The 18372-nt window shown below is 71.4% G+C and carries 15 protein-coding genes; 6 read left to right on the plus strand and 9 right to left on the minus strand.

All coding sequences use genetic code 11. The annotated features are described in order from the left end of the window. Positions 1-5: 5 nt before the first annotated feature. Both NE358_RS07135 and NE358_RS07140 read right to left on the minus strand, forming a co-directional pair. The gene (locus NE358_RS07135) at positions 6-1670 is read right to left on the minus strand and encodes a (2,3-dihydroxybenzoyl)adenylate synthase (RefSeq protein ID WP_289942467.1); all 1665 of its coding nucleotides are present in this window, start codon (positions 1668-1670) and stop codon (positions 6-8) included. Then, positions 1667-3157 carry an FAD-dependent monooxygenase gene (locus NE358_RS07140; protein ID WP_289942468.1) on the minus strand — a complete coding sequence of 497 codons (1491 nt, stop codon included), beginning with the start codon at positions 3155-3157 and terminating at the stop codon, positions 1667-1669. Before NE358_RS07140 ends, NE358_RS07135 begins: the two co-directional genes overlap by 4 nt. A gap of 108 nt (positions 3158-3265) precedes the next feature. On the opposite strand from NE358_RS07140, the gene NE358_RS07145 reads away from it, so the two are divergent. Then, the gene (locus NE358_RS07145) at positions 3266-4105 is read left to right on the plus strand and encodes a PaaX family transcriptional regulator (protein WP_289942469.1); all 840 of its coding nucleotides are present in this window, start codon (positions 3266-3268) and stop codon (positions 4103-4105) included. A gap of 126 nt (positions 4106-4231) precedes the next feature. Here NE358_RS07145 and NE358_RS07150 read toward each other — a convergent pair whose 3' ends face one another. Beyond that, positions 4232-5080, minus strand: coding sequence for a Sir2 family NAD-dependent protein deacetylase (locus NE358_RS07150; RefSeq protein WP_289942470.1), 849 nt, complete (start codon positions 5078-5080; stop codon positions 4232-4234). Positions 5081-5299: 219 nt separating this feature from the next. On the opposite strand from NE358_RS07150, the gene NE358_RS07155 reads away from it, so the two are divergent. Together NE358_RS07155 and NE358_RS07160 are read left to right on the plus strand one after the other, a co-directional pair. Continuing rightward, entirely contained in the window at positions 5300-6502 is a 1203-nt protein-coding gene (locus NE358_RS07155; protein WP_289942471.1) for an amidohydrolase family protein, read from the plus strand. Between the two features lie 282 nt (positions 6503-6784). Then, positions 6785-7594, plus strand: a complete 810-nt coding sequence (locus NE358_RS07160; protein WP_103209715.1) for a TrmH family RNA methyltransferase — start codon at positions 6785-6787, stop codon at positions 7592-7594. 16 nt (positions 7595-7610) lie between these two features. On the opposite strand, the gene NE358_RS07165 is transcribed toward NE358_RS07160, so the two are convergent. From NE358_RS07165 to NE358_RS07180, 4 genes are all read right to left on the minus strand, one after another. After that, on the minus strand, positions 7611-8759 hold the full coding sequence (locus NE358_RS07165; RefSeq protein WP_289942472.1) for an NAD(P)/FAD-dependent oxidoreductase: 1149 nt from the start codon (positions 8757-8759) through the stop codon (positions 7611-7613). Positions 8760-8810: 51 nt separating this feature from the next. Further along, positions 8811-9488, minus strand: coding sequence for a hypothetical protein (locus NE358_RS07170; protein WP_141376834.1), 678 nt, complete (start codon positions 9486-9488; stop codon positions 8811-8813). 5 nt (positions 9489-9493) lie between these two features. Beyond that, positions 9494-10354 carry an SGNH/GDSL hydrolase family protein gene (locus tag NE358_RS07175; protein WP_103209707.1) on the minus strand — a complete coding sequence of 287 codons (861 nt, stop codon included), beginning with the start codon at positions 10352-10354 and terminating at the stop codon, positions 9494-9496. Positions 10355-10643: 289 nt separating this feature from the next. Further along, positions 10644-11729, minus strand: a complete 1086-nt coding sequence (locus NE358_RS07180) for an MFS transporter (RefSeq protein ID WP_141376832.1) — start codon at positions 11727-11729, stop codon at positions 10644-10646. A 129-nt stretch (positions 11730-11858) separates the two neighbouring features. On the opposite strand from NE358_RS07180, the gene NE358_RS07185 reads away from it, so the two are divergent. From NE358_RS07185 to NE358_RS07195, 3 genes are all read left to right on the plus strand, one after another. After that, the gene (locus NE358_RS07185) at positions 11859-12365 is read left to right on the plus strand and encodes a CGNR zinc finger domain-containing protein (protein ID WP_289942473.1); all 507 of its coding nucleotides are present in this window, start codon (positions 11859-11861) and stop codon (positions 12363-12365) included. 272 nt (positions 12366-12637) lie between these two features. Next, positions 12638-14803, plus strand: coding sequence for a DEAD/DEAH box helicase family protein (locus NE358_RS07190; protein ID WP_289942474.1), 2166 nt, complete (start codon positions 12638-12640; stop codon positions 14801-14803). A gap of 380 nt (positions 14804-15183) precedes the next feature. Continuing rightward, the gene (locus NE358_RS07195) at positions 15184-16260 is read left to right on the plus strand and encodes a VIT1/CCC1 transporter family protein (protein ID WP_103209695.1); all 1077 of its coding nucleotides are present in this window, start codon (positions 15184-15186) and stop codon (positions 16258-16260) included. A gap of 140 nt (positions 16261-16400) precedes the next feature. Here NE358_RS07195 and NE358_RS07200 read toward each other — a convergent pair whose 3' ends face one another. Both NE358_RS07200 and NE358_RS07205 read right to left on the minus strand, forming a co-directional pair. Beyond that, on the minus strand, positions 16401-17447 hold the full coding sequence (locus NE358_RS07200; RefSeq protein WP_289942475.1) for an isopenicillin N synthase family dioxygenase: 1047 nt from the start codon (positions 17445-17447) through the stop codon (positions 16401-16403). A gap of 133 nt (positions 17448-17580) precedes the next feature. Next, complete coding sequence (locus NE358_RS07205; RefSeq protein ID WP_289942603.1) at positions 17581-18360, minus strand: metal ABC transporter permease; 780 nt, start codon at positions 18358-18360, stop codon at positions 17581-17583. Positions 18361-18372 lie beyond the last annotated feature (12 nt).

An 18372-nucleotide genomic window follows, 5' to 3' on the forward strand; every position in this document is an offset into this window, starting at 1 on the left:
CCGGGTCAGGATGCGGTGAGCTCGGCGGACCGCTCGGCGACGAGACGTTCGCGAAGGGCCTTTTTGTCGATCTTGCCGACCTTCGTCAACGGCAGCTCGGTCACCGTCACGAGGTGGTCGGGGCGTTTGAACGCCGCGACGCCACAGGCGTCGAAGTGCGCCCTCACCGCGCCGAGATCGAGGTCGTGTCCGTCGGACAGCACGGCGAACAGGCACACCGTCTCACCCAGGGTGTCGTGCGGCATGGCCACCGCCGCGGCGAGGCGCACCCCCGCCAGGGCGTAAGCGAGGTTCTCGACCTCTTCGGCCGAGATGTTCTCGCCGCCGCGGTTGATCATGTCTTTACTGCGTCCCTCGACGACGAGGTTCCCGTCGGGACGCCGGCGCACGATGTCGCCGGTGATGTAGTAGCCGTCGGGGGTGAAGGAGCGCGCGTTCGTCTCCGGAGCGTCGTAGTACCCGCGCGGCGTGTAGGGGCCTCGGGTGAGCAGCACGCCGGGTGCGCCCGGGGCGACGTCGAGCCCGCTCGTCTCGTCGACCACGCGGAGCTCGTCGCGGGGCGACACGGGACGCCCCTGCGTACCGACGACGACCTCGACCGGATCGTCGAGCCGCGTGACGTTGATGAGCCCCTCGGCCATGCCGAACACCTGCTGCAGCGTGCCCGGCAGCCCCCGCACGACGCGCTCGGCCAGTTCGTCGGCGAGGCGCGCTCCGCCCACCTGCAGCACGCGCAGGCTCCCGAGTGCGTCGAACCCCACGGCGCCGGCGTGATCGAGCCACGAGGCGACCACCGCGGGCACCGCGGCGGTGTGGGTGACCCTGTGCCGCTCGATGGCCGCGAATGCGCGCTCGGGCCGCGGAGAACCCAACGGCACGACAGTGCCGCCGGCGAGCAGGGTGCCCAGGATGCCGGGGCACGCGAGCGGGAAGTTGTGTCCCATGGGCAGCGTCGCGAGGTATACCGTGTCGCGATCGACCGCCGAGGGCGGCGAGGTCAGGACGATGTTGCAGAGGTAGTCGTCGTGCGTGCGGGCGATGAGCTTGGGAAGGCCCGTCGTGCCGCCCGAGAGCAGGAACACGGCGACGTCGGCGGCATCCGGCCTCGGCAGCGCCCGACCGCGGATCGAGTCGTCGGACGGTGTGCACAGGGCCCTGAGGCTGACGGCGTCGGGAGCGTCGTCATCGTCGCTCAGCACGATCAGGTGCCGCACGGTCGGGCTCGACGCCCGCAGAGCGCGGCCGAGCGCCAAGTGATCGAAGTCGCGCAGGATGTCGGGAGTGACGAGCGCGACGGCCTCGGATGCCGAGACCAGGTGTCGCAACTCGTGCTCGCGGTGGGCGGGCAGCGCCATGACCGGCACGATCCCGGCCCGCAGGCACGCGACCGTCAGAACGACGAACGTCCAGTGGTTCGGCAGCTGCACGACGACGCGATCGTCGGGGACGAGGCCCAGATCGATCAGGCGCGCCGCGCACGCCTCGACCCGGTCGTGCAGCTCGGTGTAGGTCAGGGAGACCTCGTCGTCGACGAGAGCGACCCGGTCGGCGTGCACGTGTGCGGCTTCGGCGAACGCGTCACCGAGCGTGCGGCCCTGCCACAGCCCCTCGGCGCGGTACCGCGCGGCGACGTCGGCGGGCCAGGGCGTCGTCCCCTCGCGCGTCTTCATCGCAGCACCGCATCCGCGCGGCCCGAGAGCACAAGGGTCATGGCGCGATCCTCGTCGCATTCGGGCTCGTCGATGATCGCCGCCACGCCGTGTCGCAGGCGAGCGGCCTCGGCGGTGAGCTGGCGATCGAGCGCGCTGCCGCCCGTGACGAGCACGGCCGAGGCGTCGGCGTGACCGGCGAGGGCCTCGCGCACGGCGTCGTCGGGACGGATGCCGTCGCCCGCCGCGACCGTCACGACCGGGGGCAGCTGGTCGCGGTCGAGCACACGTCTGTCGAGGAGCCCCGTCACCGCCGACTCGAGGGGCGGGGCGCCGTGCCTGTTCTGCCACTGTCGCAGGGCACGGTCCACGGCATCCGGGTCGCGGCGCGCGATTTTGGCCGCGGGGAGGGCGCGCGAGAAGAAGTGGAAACCGAACTGCCAGGGCTCGAACGCGTGGAAGTACGTCCCGAAGTTCTCCCACCAGGACAGGCTCGGCCGCGCCGCGCCCTGAATGCGGGCGACCTGCGGCTGCCGCACGCCCTCGTACGCCAGGAACGCGGCCTCGACGTCGTCGGGGTGCGCCGCGAGAGCGTCGGCGAGGGCGATGGCGTCTTCGAGCGACATCTTCGTGCCGCTGCCGACCGAGAAGTGCGCGGTGTGCACGGCGTCACCGAGCAGAGCGACGTTGCCGCGGTGCCAGCTGCGCGCGCGGATGGTGCGGAAGTTGCCCCACCGGGAGTTGTTGCCGATGAGGCGTGCGCCGCCGATGAGGGGGGCGAAGATCTGCTCGAGCCGGTGCTGGCTGTGCTCGTCGCTCGGGCCCGGGGGAGTGGCGGGGGCGAAGGCGTCGAGACCGGCGGCGCGCCAGGTGTCTTCGTCGGTCTCGACGATGAAGGTCGACAGGCCGCCGCCGATCGGATAGGCGTGCGCCGCGAAGACGCCGGCGACGTCGTCGGGAAGACCCTCGGCGTGGGTGTGCAGGAACGTCAGGCCCTCGAAGGGGGCGTCGGTGGCGAACCAGATGAACTTCGCCGCGGCCGTCTCGTACGTCACCCCCAGGGTGTCGTCGCCGATCGCGGCGCGCGTCTGCGAGTTCGCTCCGTCGGCGGCCACGATCACGTCGTAGTCGCCGAGTTCGTCGATGCATCGCGGGGCGGAGAAGTGCAGATGCGCCCCGGCGGCGACGGCCCGCTGCTGGAGGGCGGCGAGCAGATCTTTGCGCAGCACGGCGCCCATGCCGTTGCCGGCGAAGGTCATGGTCTCGCCCTTCGCGGTGACGCGGATGGCGTCCCACCGCACCCCCGACGCGTCGAGGGTCTCGCGCAGCGCCGAGTCGGCGGCATCCACTCCGCTCTGCGTCGCGTTCGAGAAGACGACGCCGAAGCCGAAGGCCTCGTCGGCGCGATTGCGCTCGAACAGGTCGACGTGAGCCCCGGGGATGTTCCGCGCGGCCAGGGCGGCGAAGAGCAGCCCGCCCGGGCCGCCTCCGATGATTGCGATACGCATGTCAGCCTCCTCGCTGAGAATGTCGAACCGTCACGACGCAACGAGTATGCAACATAAAAACGTTCGACGCCAGCACTTCGTTACATAATGGTCGGGTAACGTTCTCGCATGCGCCCCCGCTCTCTCGTCTTCACGCTCTTCGGGGACTACTTCCGTTACTGCGGCGACGGCGAGGCTCCGCTGCGCGGACTCAGCGACGTACTCCAGCTCTTCGAGGTCGAACCGGCCACCACCCGCGTGGTGATGTCGCGCCTGCGGGCCGAGGGGTGGTTCGAGACCCGCCGTGACGGTCGCCTGACCACCTACGTGCTCTCGCCCAAGGCCTGGCAGCTGCTCGACGAGGGACGCGAACGCATCTTCCGGCACGTATCCGGCGAGTGGGACGGCCAATGGACGCTCATCGCGACGCGCGCGAGCGACCGCTCGGCCCGCGACGAGGTGCGCAAACAGCTCACCTGGCTGGGCTTCGGGCAGCTGCAACCCGCGATCTGGGTCGCACCCGGCGACCGCATGGCCGCGGCGCGCGATCTGATGGAGACAAACGGCGTGAGCTCCGACGTGTTCCTCAGCCGCAGCGGCGACCTCGACCACGACCGATCGATCGCCGCACGCGGGTGGGACCTCGACGCGCTCGACGCGCTGTACGGCAGGTTCGTGGCGCAGCACGACAGCCCGGTCGACGGCGGGACCCACGACGATGCCCTGGTGGCTCGCGTGCGCCTCACCGACGACTACCGCCGCTTCCCCTTCACCGATCCCGACCTGCCGGCCGACCTGCTGCCCACGGGGTGGAACGCCCCCCGCGCCCACGAGGTCTTCGTGCGCCGCCACGACGAGCTGCGCCCCGGGGCGACCTCCGCGATCGAGCGTCTCACCGGCATGACCGTGCGCGGGGCGCACCGGGCGTTCCTCGACGGCGGAGCAGTGGGCTTCACGCGGGAGCGGTGACGGCGGTGGGCGCGGCACCGGATGGCGCGGGACGCCTCTCCCGGCGGGCGCGTGCGGCTGCGGTGTCGTCGCGCGATCACAGCGTCGCCGTTCGCCGGGAGGTCGCTGCGCGAGAGGAGCCGAGCCTCAGAGCAGAGCCGGCAGCCGGTCGGCGAGGGCGCGCAGCACGTGCGTCGTGCCGCCGTCGATCTTGACCGCCGCTCGCTGGTCGGCGCGGGTCTCTCCGCGGTTGACGATGACCACCGGGAGGCGCCTGCGCCGCGCCCGCTCGACCAGTCGGATGCCGGAGTTGACCACGAGCGACGAACCGGCGATGACCAGAGCCTCGCTCGCATGGACCAGCTGCTCGGCCTCGCGGAACTTCTCGACCGGGATGAACTCGCCGAAGAACACGACGTCGGGCTTGAGCGTGCCCCCGCACACCGAGCACACCGGGACGACGAACCCGTCGGCCGACGCCGGGGTCACGTCACCGTCGGGGCCCAGCTCGACGTTCTCGGGCAGCGAGATCCACGGGTTATCGGCTTCGACGCGCTTCGCCAGATCGCGGCGGTCGAACACCTGCCCGCACTGCAGGCAGCCGACCCGGCGCATGGTGCCGTGCAGCTCGACCACCCGGCCGCTGCCCGCCCGCACGTGCAGACCGTCGACGTTCTGCGTGATGACGCCGTTCGCGACTCCCGCGGACTCGAGGTCGGCGAGGGCACGGTGGCCGTCGTTCGGCTGCGCGGCCGCGAACACCTTCCAGCCCAGGTGACTGCCCACCCAGTAGCGGCGACGGGCGTCGGCGCTCGAGAGGAACTGCTGCGCCGTCATCGGCGTGCGTGTGGGTGCCCCCTTGCCGCGGTAGTCGGGGATACCCGAGTCGGTCGACACGCCCGCCCCCGTCAGCACGGCGATCTTGCGACCCGCGAGGACGTCGACGGCGCGATCGATGGATGCCGAGAACCCGGCCTCCTCCGTCGTGTCGATCATGCGCACCTCCGTCCGTTCGAGTCTATGGCGGGGCGCCGACACCGGCTCGCGCCGCGAGCCCCCGCGACCGCTGCGCCGAGACGGGCGGCTCCCGTCATCACCCGCGAACGACGTCGCGCACCCGGCGCGGATCCTCGCTACGCCAGCAACCGCGTACCCGACGCGCCCGGCGCCGCACACCCCCGTCGTACGGAGAGCCACGGCGCCGATACTGGGGGGATGAGCTCCTTCCCCCGGCCCGCCATGCTCGACGTCACCTCTCTCCGCCGCGTGCGGCCGTGGGGCGGCGACCTCGTGGACATCGCCATCGACGAGGGACGCATCACCGCGATCACTCCCGCCGCCACCGAGCCGATCGGCATCCGCGAGTTCGACGGGCGCGGTCTGCTCGCCCTGCCGGGCATTGTGAACGCCCACGCGCACGTCGACAAATCCTGGTGGGGACTGCCCTGGCAGCCGTACGGCGGCGAGGGATCGACCGAGGGGCGCATCCGCCACGAGCGGGAACAGCGCGACGCGCTCGGCATCCCCTCCCTCGAGCGGTCCGCGTTCGTGCTGCGCGAGCTCGTGCGCCACGGCACCACGGCGATCCGCACGCACGTCGACGTCGATGACGGCGTGGGGCTGCGCGGGATCGAGGCGGTCGAAGAAGCTGCGGCGGCCTACGGGGGCGCTCTCGACGTGCAGATCGTCGCGTTCCCGCAGGACGGGGTGCTGCGTCGCCCCGGCGTGCTCGAGCTGCTGCGCGAGGCCGCGGGCCGTGAGAGCGTCACCGCGATCGGCGGTCTCGACCCCGCCTCGATCGACCGCGACCCCGTCGGCCAGATCGACGCCCTCACCGCGCTCGCCGCCGACACCGGCGTCGGCCTCGACATCCACCTGCACGACGCGGCCGAGCTCGGCGCGTTCCAGATCGAGCTGCTCGTGGAGCGCACACAGCGCCTCGGCCTGGGCGGCCGGGTGAACATCGCCCACGGGTTCGCCGTCGCCCAGCTCGAACCTGCTCGCCGCCGCGACCTGCTCGCGGCGATGGGCGAGGCCGGGGTCTCGATGACCACCGTCGCGCCTCTGCGCCTCGCTCAGCTGCCCCTCGCCGAACTCGACGCGGCCGGCGTCCGGTTGGGTCTCGGCACCGACGGCATCCGGGATCTGTGGAGTCCCTTCGGAACCGGCGACACGCTCGGTATCGCCTGGCAGTACGCCCGCGCCGGCGGCCTGGTGCACGACCATGACCTGCTCCGCGTCGTGCGGCTCGCGACCAGCGCGGGCGCGTGGGCCGTGGGCCGAGAGGTGCACGACCTCGTCGAGGGGGCGCGCGCCGACATCGTCCTGGTGGATGCCGAGAACCCCCTGGACGCGCTCGTCCGCCAGCCCGAGCGGGCCCTGGTGATCGCCGGAGGGCGCGCGCTGCACGTGGCGTGAGGGCCGGGGTCCGGCATCCCGTCGCGCCCCTGCGTTCCCACGCTCACGCGCCCGCCACCGCTCCCGCGGCCCGCAACCGCTCCGTGCTCTCGTTGAGTGTCCAAGAAACCCGGACGCTTTTTTGAAACGCCCGGGTGTTCTGGACACTCAACGCTCGGGGCGCCGCCGCGCCGGCCGCGTGGTCACGACACTCCGCGCGGGAGGACGGGGGAGCGGTGTGCTCGGACACTCGACCGGGGGACCGGGCCGCACCGGGCCGGAGTGTGCTGGCACGATGGGACGATGCCCGTCATTCCCCTCGAAACCGCCGACGACCCTCGTCTCGCCGACTATCGCGACCTCACCGACGTGTCGCTGCGGCGGGTGTCGGAGCCCGCGGGCGGGCTGTACATCGCCGAGTCGTCGAAGGTGCTCGACCGCGCACTCCGCGCGGGGCACCGACCCCGCTCGGTCCTCGTGCAGGAGAAGTTCCTCGCCGATGCCCTCGCACTGGTCGGGGATGACGCAGACGTCTACGTCGTCCCGGCCGAGATCGCCGAGCGGGTCACGGGATACACCGTGCACCGGGGCCTGCTGGCGTCGATGCATCGTCCGGCCCTGGCATCCGTCGAGGAGGTCGTCCGCGACGCGCGGCTCGTCGTCGTGCTCGAAGACATCGTCGACCACACCAACATCGGTGCGGCGTTCCGTTCGGCGGCGGCTCTCGGAGCGGATGCCGTGCTCGTCACGCCCCGGTGCGCCGACCCGCTCTATCGCCGCAGCGTTCGCGTGAGCATGGGAACGGTGTTCCAGGTGCCGTGGACGCGGCTGCCCGAGTGGTCGGAGGCCGCGCCGCTCTTGCACGAGGCCGGATTTCACCTCGCCGCGCTGGCCCTTTCGGACGACGCGGTGACACTCGATGCCTTCTCTGCTGCCGGGCACGAGCGCGTCGCCCTGCTGCTCGGGGCCGAGGGCGACGGCCTGAGCCGCGGCGCGCTGGCCGCCGCCGACACGGTCGTGACGATCCCGATGGCCGGGGGAGTGGACTCGCTCAACGTCGCCGCCGCGAGCGCGGTGGCGCTGTGGGAACTGGCGCGAGGTCGCCGGGGCTGACGCCCGGCGCACAGACTCACACGGAGTCGTGCGCGTAGATGTCGCGGTACAGCCGCAGAGCCGACGTCTCGAGGTCGTGCGCCGGGGCGTCCTCGAACCGGTCGCAGGCGAGCGCGGCGGGAAGGGCGAGCTCTCCGCACAGAGCGCGAGAGAGCGCGAGAGCGGCGCCGCCCGCATGCGTGACCCAGATCGCCTGCGCGATCCAGGCTCCCTCCGCGCCGGGCACCGGGCCGAGGAAGGGGAGGTTGTCGGGCGTCATGGCGAACACCCCGTTCACCCGTGCCGCCGGGGTGAATCGGGCGTCGGGATGGAGGCGGCTCTGCGCCGACGCGATCGGAGCATCGAACGCGGGGTCCCAGGCCAGGCCGGCGCCGCCGTCGAGAGCCGCGGGGGCCACGGGCACGGGGCGGTGGTCGTAGCTGCCGATACCGAGGGTGTCGCCGTGCGCTCGCGCGTAGACGTGGTGCTCGGGCCACCTCACGAAGGGACCCGGGTCCACGCGGGGTGCTCTTGGTCGTGCGTACACGTACGGATGCGCGACCGGGTAGAGAGGCAGACGTCGTCCGAGCATGCCCGCGAGACCGGGGCCCCAGATTCCCGCCGCGAGAACGACCTGATCGGCGGTGAGGGTTCGTCCGTCGGCCGTGCGCACCGTCCATCCGCCGCCGCGCGGTCGCACATCGACCACCTCGGCGGGAGCGACGAACTGCGCGCCCGAGCTCTCGGCGACAGCTCGCAGCTGGGCTCTCAGCAGATGAGGCGTCGCGACTCCGTCGTCGTCGTACCGCGCGACCGCCACGACCTGCCGGTCGTCGACGAACGAGGGGAGACCTCGCGGCGCGTCGAGAGTCGCGCGGAGTCCCGCGCGCTGGGCGGAGCGGACACGTTCGGCGAGAGTCTCAGCACCTGCGCTGCTCGTCGCCAGCTCGAGGCCGCCGCTGGGGGCGAACGCGGGCAGCTCCCGGTAGACGTCGACCGACGCGCGCGCGAGTTCCGTGAGCACGGGTGCATCGTTGTAGACCCCGACGAAACCGGGGGCGAAGGCCGTCGACCCGCGTTGCTTTCCGCCATCACGGTCCAGCACCGTGACCGCGACACCGCGCCCGGCGAGAGCGCACGCGACCGAGACGCCGACGATGCCGGCCCCGACGATAACGACGTGCATGGGGTTCTCCTTGAGCTCTTTGGGGGAGGGAGGTGCTCGGGCGCTCCGACGTCACTCCGCCGGCTGAGGTCCGCCGAACGCCTGCTCGCGAATCCAGCGTTCCGACTCTGCCGCCGCACGCACGCGCGGGTCCGGATCATTCTCGAGCGCCTCGACCACGTCGGCGGGGAGGTCGCGCTCGCCGGCGAGATACCACCTGTCGACCACGGATCCTTCGCGCAGCACGCGCCGTGCGCGGTCGTCGTCGCGGGGGAGGCCCTCGGACGGGGTATCGACGCGACCGATCGAGAGCTGCAGGTGCGCCGGGAGTGTTCCGGGGCCCGCGGGGGTCTCGCCGGCGGTGAACAGGGTCACGGAGACATCCGTTCCTTCCCACACGAGCCAGTCGATGTCGTCCGAGCCCCAGCGTTCGTCGTCGACGGACCAGGTGGACCAGTCAGGCCCTTCGGAGTCGAAGGTCCACCGGTGCGGCTCGGCCTTCATCGCCGCGGCGACGGCCAGGGCGGCCTCGCGCACCGACCGTTCCGACCCGTCGAGGAATACCGAGACGCTCGGCGCCCATGCGGACGACAGCACATCCCACCCGTCGGCGCCGAAGCGCCCGCTCTCGACCTCGGGGGTCCACCCCGCCTCGCTGAGTCCCGCGGCGAGGTGTTCGGCGTCGCGCAGCAGTGTGACGGCATCGGTGGCGCTCAACAGCGCGGTCACGGGGTCGGGCAGCGGAGTCACGCCCGTCAGACCTGAGTGTCGCGGGAGGCAGCGGCATCCGGCCCCGGGGCGAGGGTGACGACGGGCAGCGGCTCGGGCCGCTTCGCCTGGATGTGATCGCCCGACGACTGGTGCCGCAGGCGCCGCAGCACCCAGGGCACGAGGTACTCGCGCGCCCACACGAAGTCTTTCTCGCGCGCGGCGCGCCAGGTCGTGATCGCCTGGGTTTCGGCCTTCATCGGCTCGAGGTCGTTCGGCACGTTGAGCGCGCGCAGCACCATACGGGCGACCTCGTGGTGGCCGAGGGAGTTGTAGTGCAGCCGGTCGTCGTCGAAGAAGCGCATGTCCTGCACCTCTTTCAGGCCCCATTGGTCGGCGACGACGCAGTCGTAGCGATCGGCGATCGAGCGGATGTTCTCGTTATAGATCGCGACCTTTCCCCGGATGCCGCGGAACACCGGCGTGAACTCGGTGTCGATCGCCGTGAAGACGACGATGGTGGCCCCGCTCGCGCGCAGACGTGCGACGGCGTTCTCGAACTGCCGCGACACGGCATCGGGATCGCTGCCCGGGCGGATGACGTCGTTTCCGCCCGCAGAGATGGTGATGAGGTCGGGCTTGAGTGCGAGCGCCGGCTCGATCTGGTCGGCGACGATCTGCGCGATGAGTTTTCCGCGCACCGCGAGGTTGGCGTAGGCAAAATCGTCGACCTGCGCGCCGAGCACCTCGGCGACCCGGTCGGCCCAACCGCGGTGGCCGCCGTCGGGCAGCGGATCGCCGATCCCCTCGGTGAAGGAGTCGCCGAGGGCGACGTAGCGGCGCCACGGGTGCGGACCGGGGTTGTCGGGCGTGGGCGAGGTGCGGGGCGAGTGCGGATCGAGTGTCATCGAAACCTCCGGCTTCCACGGTACCCCCGGCCACCGACACGGCGAGTGAGCTGGGTGCGAGCGGCCGCGGCATCCGTATTGGGGGCGGCGTAAACGCGATCCGCGCGCAGAAACGCCTGCTGCTCGGGTTTCTGGGCGCGGATCCCGGTTTCGGGTACACCGTCGTCTGCGAAGCTCCGAAGCGCCGCGGCGAATGCCGCACCCGCTCGCACCACGCCGTCACCGCCGCACCCTGAGACGTGTTGGCTTCGACGCTTCACGACGTCGAGCCGCGGGGCGAACGGCCTGCTCAACGATCACCGGGTTGGCGTCTGAGCTCAATGGTTCCCAGCACTCCTCCCACTGCCACGACGCTCCCGGCGGCGACGAGCGCTCCGGATTGACCGGAAAGCGCCAAGCCGGCTGCACCGGCAGCGAATCCGATGCTCTGACCGGCGAAGGCCAGGGTGAGGCCCGTCTTCCGGTGGGCGGCGGCGCCGGAGTCGAACACGTGCGATCGCAGTCCCAGAAGAGCGGCCGTAGGGAGCCCCACGAGCAGCAACCCCGCGAGGGCCGTCAGCCACTGCGGTTCCCACGTGAGCAGGACGGCGCCGGCGAGGAAGAGGGCGACGAGCAGGGGGAGTCGTCGTGCCGGATGCCAGCGCTGGAGCCAGACGATGTCCAGCCACGCTCCGACGGCGCTCGATGCGCCCAGAACCAGGAATGCGAGCCACGCGTCCTGCACCTCGAGGTCCAGTTGGAGCGAAAGGCCCACCGCTCCCGCCTCGACGGCGCCGAGCAGCATGCCGACTCCCACGCTGAAGACGGTCCAGGTGAACCATCGGAACGACGGTCGCGGTGTCGCGCACACCGCGTCCTCGGGGGCATGCGCGTCGGACGGCGTCGACGCTGAGTCCATCGTCTGAAACTGCACACCGATGACTGCCGCGAGCGCGAGTGCCGAGACAGCCACTGGCGCGCCGACAGCTCCCGCGCCGAGGGCGACGGCGACGAATACCGGCGCGAGGAAGACGAGCACGTCCTGTGCCAGAGCGTCGAGTGTCGATGCTCGAGCCTGTTCCCGCGCTGGCACGGCCGCGGACAGGGTGGAGCGGATGAGCCCCGCTGATCCAGCCATGCTCACGCCGGCGACAGCCGAGATCGCCATCCAGACGCCGAAGGGACGGTCCAGGCTGAACGCCAGTGCCAACCAACTCGCAGAGCACAGAAGGAGCTGGATGGTCAGCAGCCTCCGCGTCGAGAGGAGGCGTTGAGCGACGATGCTCACGGGCGTGCCGGCCAGCATCCCGACGACACTCGCCGCCGCGAGGAGTCCGCCCCGGTCCGGGTTCTGGAGCACGAGAGCCGCAATGGCACTGAATGCGACAGCAGACATGAGAACGGGAGACCTCACGAGCGAGGCAACCCCGAGCCACACCCAGAAGGAACGACCCATATTGCCGGGATGATTGCGCATCGCGTTAACGTAACGCATGCGATCGAATCAATGCGTTACATTGTTGAGGTGGATGACGTCACCCTGCAGGGAGCCGATCGCACTCTGTTGCTCGCACTGCTCGACACCCGGCCGGAGCCGGGTTTCTCCGACGAACTGACGACCGTCGGGCAATTGCACGCTCTGTCTCCGAACGGCTGGTCCGCCGACCTGACGACTGTCATCGCCGTCCGTGACGACCTCGTGCGCATCTTGCTCGGTCCACGAGAGGGTGCATCCGAGGCCCTGAGCGACCTTGGCCGCAGGCTGGGGCTGACGCTCGCATTCGGTGCCAACGGTGGAGTGAGCCTGAGATTGATCGAGGCCGGATCGTCTGCTCCGTTGCTCGAACCGGTCGTCGCCGCAGCTATCGAGCTGTGGTCCGCCGGAGACCTCGACAAACTCCGAGTGTGCCGCTCGTCGACGTGCATCGTTCCGTTCGTAGATACCTCTCCGCGAGGACACCGGGAGTTCTGCAGTCCCCGGTGCGCCACGCGAGAGCGCGTGCATCGACACCGCGCCGCGGCTCGTCGGTAGACGCTCGTCTCGGACGGCTGCTCGTGGCCGACCACGACAACAGGTGCGCCGACGACACCGACGAGCGTGGACGACCGGTCTTCTGTCGCCGCGAGTCACGCGTGAAGCTCACACAACACCGCGATCCGCACCCAGAAACACGCTCTTCCCGCGTTGCTCGGCGCGGATCGCGTTTATGGCCGGTGGCGCGCCGTATCGGCCTTCGGTCCGGGCGTGGCGGCCTCCGAGGTCGCCTATCGTGGATGTTCGCGCTCGCGAAGGATGGAGGTTCGATGCTGGAAGAAGAAGCCCGCCCCTCGGCCCTCCCGCACACGAGCCCGGCCGCCGAAGCGGCGACTCCGCGCATCGCCTCTCCCGGCCCGGTCGCGAGCCCCGGCCCGGTCGCGAGCCCCGGCCCGGTCGCAAGCCCCGGCCCGGTCGCGAGCCCCGGTCCGATTGCGAGCCCTGGGCCCGCCGCCCGCACGGCCCTGCCGGTCCCGGCATCCACCCCCGCGGCCCCCGAAACCGCCTCGGAAGGCGGCGCGGAAGCCGTCGCCGACCCGTCCCACGCCACCGCCCCCGTCGCCGACGAGCCCGCGCCCGGGGCGATTCCCGACCCGGCTCTCGACGGGGTCGAGCCGCACTTCGGCTCCTTCGCCGCCGAGCACCTCTCGCCGTCGTTCCCGCAGCGCGCGCCGTGGGGAACGGCCCAGCGCTTGCGCGCCTGGCAGGCCGAGGCGCTCGACCTCTACTTCGGTCTCGACGGACCCGACGGCGAGGGAAAGGGACCGCGTGACTTCCTCGCCGCGGCCACCCCTGGCGCCGGTAAGACCACCTTCGCCCTCCGCCTCGCGTCCGAGCTCATGCGTCGCCGCGTCGTCGACCGCATCGTCGTCGTGGCCCCCACCGAGCACCTCAAGACCCAGTGGGCCGAGGCGGCCGCGCGCGTCGGCATCCGTCTCGATCCGTTCTTCTCCAACCGGCATGCGACGCCCTCGCGGCAGTATCACGGCGTCGCGGTCACCTACGCCCAGGTTGCGGTCAAGGCCGAGGTGCACCAGCGTCTGACGATGGATGCCAGAACACTCGTCATCCTCGACGAAGTGCATCACGGTGGAGACGCGCTCAGCTGGGGCGACGCTCTGCGCGAGGCCTATAACCGCGCGACCCGGCGCCTGCTTCTGTCGGGGACGCCGTTCCGCAGCGACACCGCGCCCATTCCGTTCGTGGAGTACCACCCGAATGCGAAGGGCATCCGCCTCTCGCGCACCGACTACGCCTACGGCTACAAACGCGCCCTCGAGGACGGCGTCGTGCGTCCCGTCTTCTTCCTCGTCTACGCCGGGCAGATGCGCTGGCGCACCAAAGCCGGCGAAGAGATGGAAGCCCAGCTCGGGCAGGACAACACCAAGGACATCACCTCGCAGGCCTGGCGCACCGCGCTCGACCCGAACGGCGACTGGATCCCCGCGGTCCTCCGCTCCGCCGACCGGCGCCTGACCGAGGTGCGCGAGACGGTCCCGGATGCCGGGGGCCTGGTCATCGCGACCGATCAGACCGCGGCGCGCGCGTACGCGGCAATCCTCGAAGACATCAGCGGCGAGAAGGTCACCGTCGTCCTCTCCGACGAGGCGGAGGCGTCGGGGCGCATCGAGACCTTCTCGAAGGGCACGAGCCGCTGGATGGTCGCGGTGCGCATGGTGTCCGAGGGTGTGGACGTTCCGCGCCTCGCCGTCGGCGTCTACGCCACGAGCGCCTCCACTCCGCTGTTCTTCGCCCAGGCCATCGGCCGTTTCGTCCGCGCGCGCCGTCGCGGTGAGACCGCGAGCGTGTTCCTCCCCAACGTTCCGCAGCTGCTCGCCCTCGCGGGCGAGATGGAGGCGCAACGCGAGCACGCCCTCGACCGCGACAGCGACGCGGAAGACCAGTGGAACGCCGAAGAAGACATGATGGATGCCGCCGAGCGCGAGGACAAGGCGTCCGACGCGCTCGAGCAGGAGTTCGAGTACCAGGCCCTCGGTTCGCTCGCGCATTTCGACCGCGTCATGTTCGACGGGCAGGAGTTCGGTCAGCTCGCGGTTCCGGGAACCATCGAGGAGGAGGAGTTCCTCGGCATCCCGGGCCTCCTCGAACCCGAGCAGGTGCACGAGGTGCTCATGTCGCGCGCCACGCGGCAATCGCGTCACCGCTCCACCCGTGAAGCGACCGAGAAGGAGAGCGGTGTCGAGCCGCCGTCCGTCGACGACGGGGGGCTCCCGGCTCCGCTCCACCGCACCCTGAAGGAGCAGCGCCAGCTGCTCAACACCATGGTCGGCCTGTACGCGCGCCAGAGCGGCGAGCCGCACGGCCTCGTGCACGCCGAGCTCCGGCGGATCTGCGGCGGCCCGGCGGTATCGCACGCGACCGTCGCGCAGCTGCAGGCGCGCATCGACGTGCTGCGCAAGCGCGTGCATTCCTGAGGCGCGCAAGCCCCGGCCCCGCGTCGCCCGGCCCCGCCTCGGGGCCTGCGCCCGGCCCCGCGCCGGCCGGCCCGCTCGCAGCCGCTCGAGGCTGCCGCCCCCGCGAGAGGGCATCTCGCTGACATCCCGGTGACAAGCTGCGACCGCGTCGTCAGCGATGTGCTGCGCGAAGCCCGACGAGAAGGCCCGACCGGTGTGCGGGAGCGATGCGCCGACGCGCTCCCACGACCCGCTTTCGCGATGCCGAAATGCTGGCACCGAAGCCTCGGCATCCGCGGGATCACGCTCTTCGGAGGCCCGAAATGCTGTCAGTGTGGGCCGACGCGCCCGAGAGGGCGAACCCGCCTCACTACGGTTGGGGGCGACCCGAAGGAGCCCCCGTGACCCCCGCCACACCGACCGCCCGCGATCGCCACCGCTGGGCGCGCTATCTCGTCGACGAACGCGCGGAGGCGCGCGTGTACCGCGAGCTCGCGTCGCGTCGCACCGGCGAAGAGCGAGAGATCCTCCTCGCTCTCGCCGAGGCCGAGGGGCGCCACGAGCAGCACTGGATCGACCTGCTCGGCGAGCAGCCGCCGCGACTGCCGCAGCCCGGCATCGGGACACGTCTGCTGGCGTGGATGGCCCGCCGGTTCGGATCGATCTTCGTGCTGGCCCTGGCCCAGAACGCCGAGGCCCGCTCGCCCTACGCCGACGAACCCTATGCCACCCCCGCGATGGCGGCCGACGAGCGTGTGCACCACGAGGTCGTGCGCGGCCTCGCCGCCCGCGGGCGCCGTCGCCTCTCGGGGACTTTCCGCGCGGCCGTGTTCGGCGCGAACGACGGCCTCGTGTCGAACCTCGCCCTCGTCATGGGAGTCGGCGCCACCGGCGTCGCCCCGAGCTTCGTGCTGTTCAGCGGTATCGCAGGCCTGCTCGCGGGAGCCCTCTCGATGGGCGCCGGCGAGTTCGTCTCGGTGCGTTCGCAGCGCGAGCTGCTCGAAGCCACCGAAGAGAGCGACTTCGCCGACTCGGCCCTTCCCCATCTCGACCTGGATGCCAACGAGCTCGCGCTCGTCTACCGCACCCGCGGGATGGATGCCGATGCCGCCCTCGAACGGGCCCGCGAGGTCGTCACCGCGGCTCGGGCCGGCACCGCACCGGCAGCAGCAGCCCCGGGCGAGTCGTCTCACGACGTCGTCGGCAGCGCGTGGGGGGCGGCCCTGTCGAGTTTCCTATTCTTCGCCTCGGGCGCGATCATCCCGGTCCTGCCGTGGATCTTCGGGATGTCGGGCTTCGCGGCCGTCGCCCTGGCCCTCGGCCTGGTCGGCATCGCCTTGATCGGCACCGGGGCGATGGTCGGTCTGCTCTCGGGCGCTTCACCCCTCAAGCGCGGTCTGCGTCAGCTCGCGATCGGCTTCGGCGCCGCCGCGGTCACCTATGTGCTGGGTCTGCTGTTCGGGGTGTCGGCGGCCTGATCGGGCCCCGCGGCGCTCGCGTCCGCGGCGCGCAGAAACGCGATCGACGCGCAGAAACGCGGGGAGAGAGCGTTCATGGTCGCGGATCGCGTTTATGCGTGCGGGCGCGAGCCCCGCCCGTCGCCGCGCGCCGACCCGGCTCAGCCCCGTCCGGCAGCCGTGACCCGCGCCGCCTCGCGGCGTGCACCCGTGTTCTTGCGGCCCGCGCGCGACCCCGCGAGCTTCGCCGTGATGTGCTCGCGCACCGTCACCGGGTCGTACAGGGCCGGAGCCTCGTCCGAGACGAAGTGGGGCAGCGGGGCGATGACCGCGTCGGCGTTGCCGTCGTGGAAGAAGGCGGCGGATCGGCGCCGCTCGATCGTCCCGTCGACGACGGGTGGCTTCACCCGGTGCAGCGTCGACATCCAGCGGTCGTTGGTCAGGCGGGCGGCGACGTCGCCGAGATTGACGAGCAGCGCTCCGCGAGCGGGGGAGACGTCGTTCCACGAGCCGTCCTGTGCCAAGACCTGCAGGCCCGCGACCTGATCCGCCCACAGCACCGTCACGAGACCGAAATCGGTGTGCTCGCCCATGCCGGTGAGCTCGGCGCCGAGCTCGATCTCGCCGGGCGGCAGGGCGTAGTTGTTCATGCGCAGCACGTCGATCGAGTGGCCGGTGACGCCGTCGAAGAAGTCGTCGGGCACGCGAAGGGCCGACGCGAAGATCCGGGTCAGGGTATGCGCGACCCGGCGCGCTTCGTCGTAGTACTCGCGTACCGCCGGCTCGAAGATCCGGGTTTCGAGGGGCCAGGTGTTCTCGGCGTAGTCCGCTTCTGTCGCGGTGCTGCCGGGGTACTCGGCGGCGGAGGTGCCGACGTTGAACGCCTCGAAGAAATCGTTCATCCGCGTCACCGGGTCGACGCCGAGGCTGTAGCTGAGCGATTCGCTCTTCGGCGGGCTGTACCCGCGGTTCTCCGCCGCGGGCCGCACGTACGCCTTCTTCACCTCCAGCGGCAGGGCGAAGAACTCGTCGAGCCCCTCGGTCAGCTCCGCGATCACGGCATCGGGGATGCCGTGACCCACCACCTGCATGAAGCCCACCGTGCGGCACGCGTGGTCGACCGCGGCGACCACCGCTGCACGCGCGTCGGAGGACCCGGGGCCGACCCAGGCGGAGATGTCGATCGTCGGGACAGTGAAAGCGGGCATGCCCCGACGCTAAGCGGCGGATGTCACACGGGTGTTTCTGCGGAGTCACGGAAGGCGCGGGGGCGCGCATCGGCTGCACCGCGCGCTGGCGATGTCAGGGTCGCCGCCTCGGCGCCGGGTTCGCATATCCGGATCATCTCAGCCGGCGGTGACGTGACCGCGCCGCGCCGCGAGCGCCCGCGTACAGCAGTGCACCGATCGCCGTGGCGAAGAACCCGATCGGCAGGTCGGTGGTCACGGCGAGCGCGATCGATGCCCACACGGTGACGAGCGTGAGGACGATCGACAGCGACAGGCCCCGACCGGGCGTCCGCGCGAGCACCTGCGCGGCGGCCGGGGGGCCGATGAGCAGCGCGAACATCAGCAGCGCCCCCACCATCGGAACGCTCACCGTCGTCGCGGCGGCGATCACGAGCGCGAACACCAGGTCCACCCCCGTGATCGGTACTCCACGCGCAGCGGCGAGGGCGGGGGAGACGGATGCCAGAAGGAGAGGCCTCGCGATGAGCGCGACCAGCCCGAGGCACCCGAGCCCGAGCAGGCTCATCGTGACGAGCTGACCGGGCGAGACACCGAGGATCTGACCGAACAGCAGGGCGAACACCTGCGCCGAGTACTCGCGCGAGCGGCTGAGGAACAGCGCGCCGAGGGCGAGCATGGTCACGAGGGTCAGGGCCGTGACGACGTCGTGTCGAGCCCGGCGTCCCAGCAACACGATGCCCACCGCCCCGCCCGCGGCGAAGACCCCGAGGCCCACGAGCGGGTTCGCCCCGATCAGCACCGCCCCGGCCGCCCCGGCGAACGCGCCGTGCGGCACGGCGTGGGCGAAGAAGGCGTTGCCGCGCAGCACGACGAAGAAGCCGACGACGCCCGCGACCACCGCCACGATGGTCCCTCCCGCCCATGCGGTCATCAAGTATGCAGC

It is taken from the genome of Sphingomonas sp. G5 (assembly GCF_052660795.1).

Excerpts from the sequence above, each read along its gene's own strand:
- NE358_RS07135 (WP_289942467.1), bottom strand. The coding sequence starts at position 1,670 with ATGAAGACGCGCGAGGGGACGACGCCCTGGCCCGCCGACGTCGCCGCG.
- NE358_RS07160 (WP_103209715.1), top strand. The coding sequence starts at position 6,785 with ATGCCCGTCATTCCCCTCGAAACCGCCGACGACCCTCGTCTCGCCGAC.
- NE358_RS07140 (WP_289942468.1), bottom strand. The coding sequence starts at position 3,157 with ATGCGTATCGCAATCATCGGAGGCGGCCCGGGCGGGCTGCTCTTCGCC.
- NE358_RS07190 (WP_289942474.1), top strand. The coding sequence starts at position 12,638 with ATGCTGGAAGAAGAAGCCCGCCCCTCGGCCCTCCCGCACACGAGCCCG.
- NE358_RS07175 (WP_103209707.1), bottom strand. The coding sequence starts at position 10,354 with ATGACACTCGATCCGCACTCGCCCCGCACCTCGCCCACGCCCGACAAC.
- NE358_RS07145 (WP_289942469.1), top strand. The coding sequence starts at position 3,266 with ATGCGCCCCCGCTCTCTCGTCTTCACGCTCTTCGGGGACTACTTCCGT.
- NE358_RS07205 (WP_289942603.1), bottom strand. The coding sequence starts at position 18,360 with ATGACCGCATGGGCGGGAGGGACCATCGTGGCGGTGGTCGCGGGCGTC.
- NE358_RS07180 (WP_141376832.1), bottom strand. The coding sequence starts at position 11,729 with ATGTCTGCTGTCGCATTCAGTGCCATTGCGGCTCTCGTGCTCCAGAAC.
- NE358_RS07165 (WP_289942472.1), bottom strand. The coding sequence starts at position 8,759 with ATGCACGTCGTTATCGTCGGGGCCGGCATCGTCGGCGTCTCGGTCGCG.
- NE358_RS07200 (WP_289942475.1), bottom strand. The coding sequence starts at position 17,447 with ATGCCCGCTTTCACTGTCCCGACGATCGACATCTCCGCCTGGGTCGGC.
- NE358_RS07150 (WP_289942470.1), bottom strand. The coding sequence starts at position 5,080 with ATGATCGACACGACGGAGGAGGCCGGGTTCTCGGCATCCATCGATCGC.
- NE358_RS07155 (WP_289942471.1), top strand. The coding sequence starts at position 5,300 with ATGAGCTCCTTCCCCCGGCCCGCCATGCTCGACGTCACCTCTCTCCGC.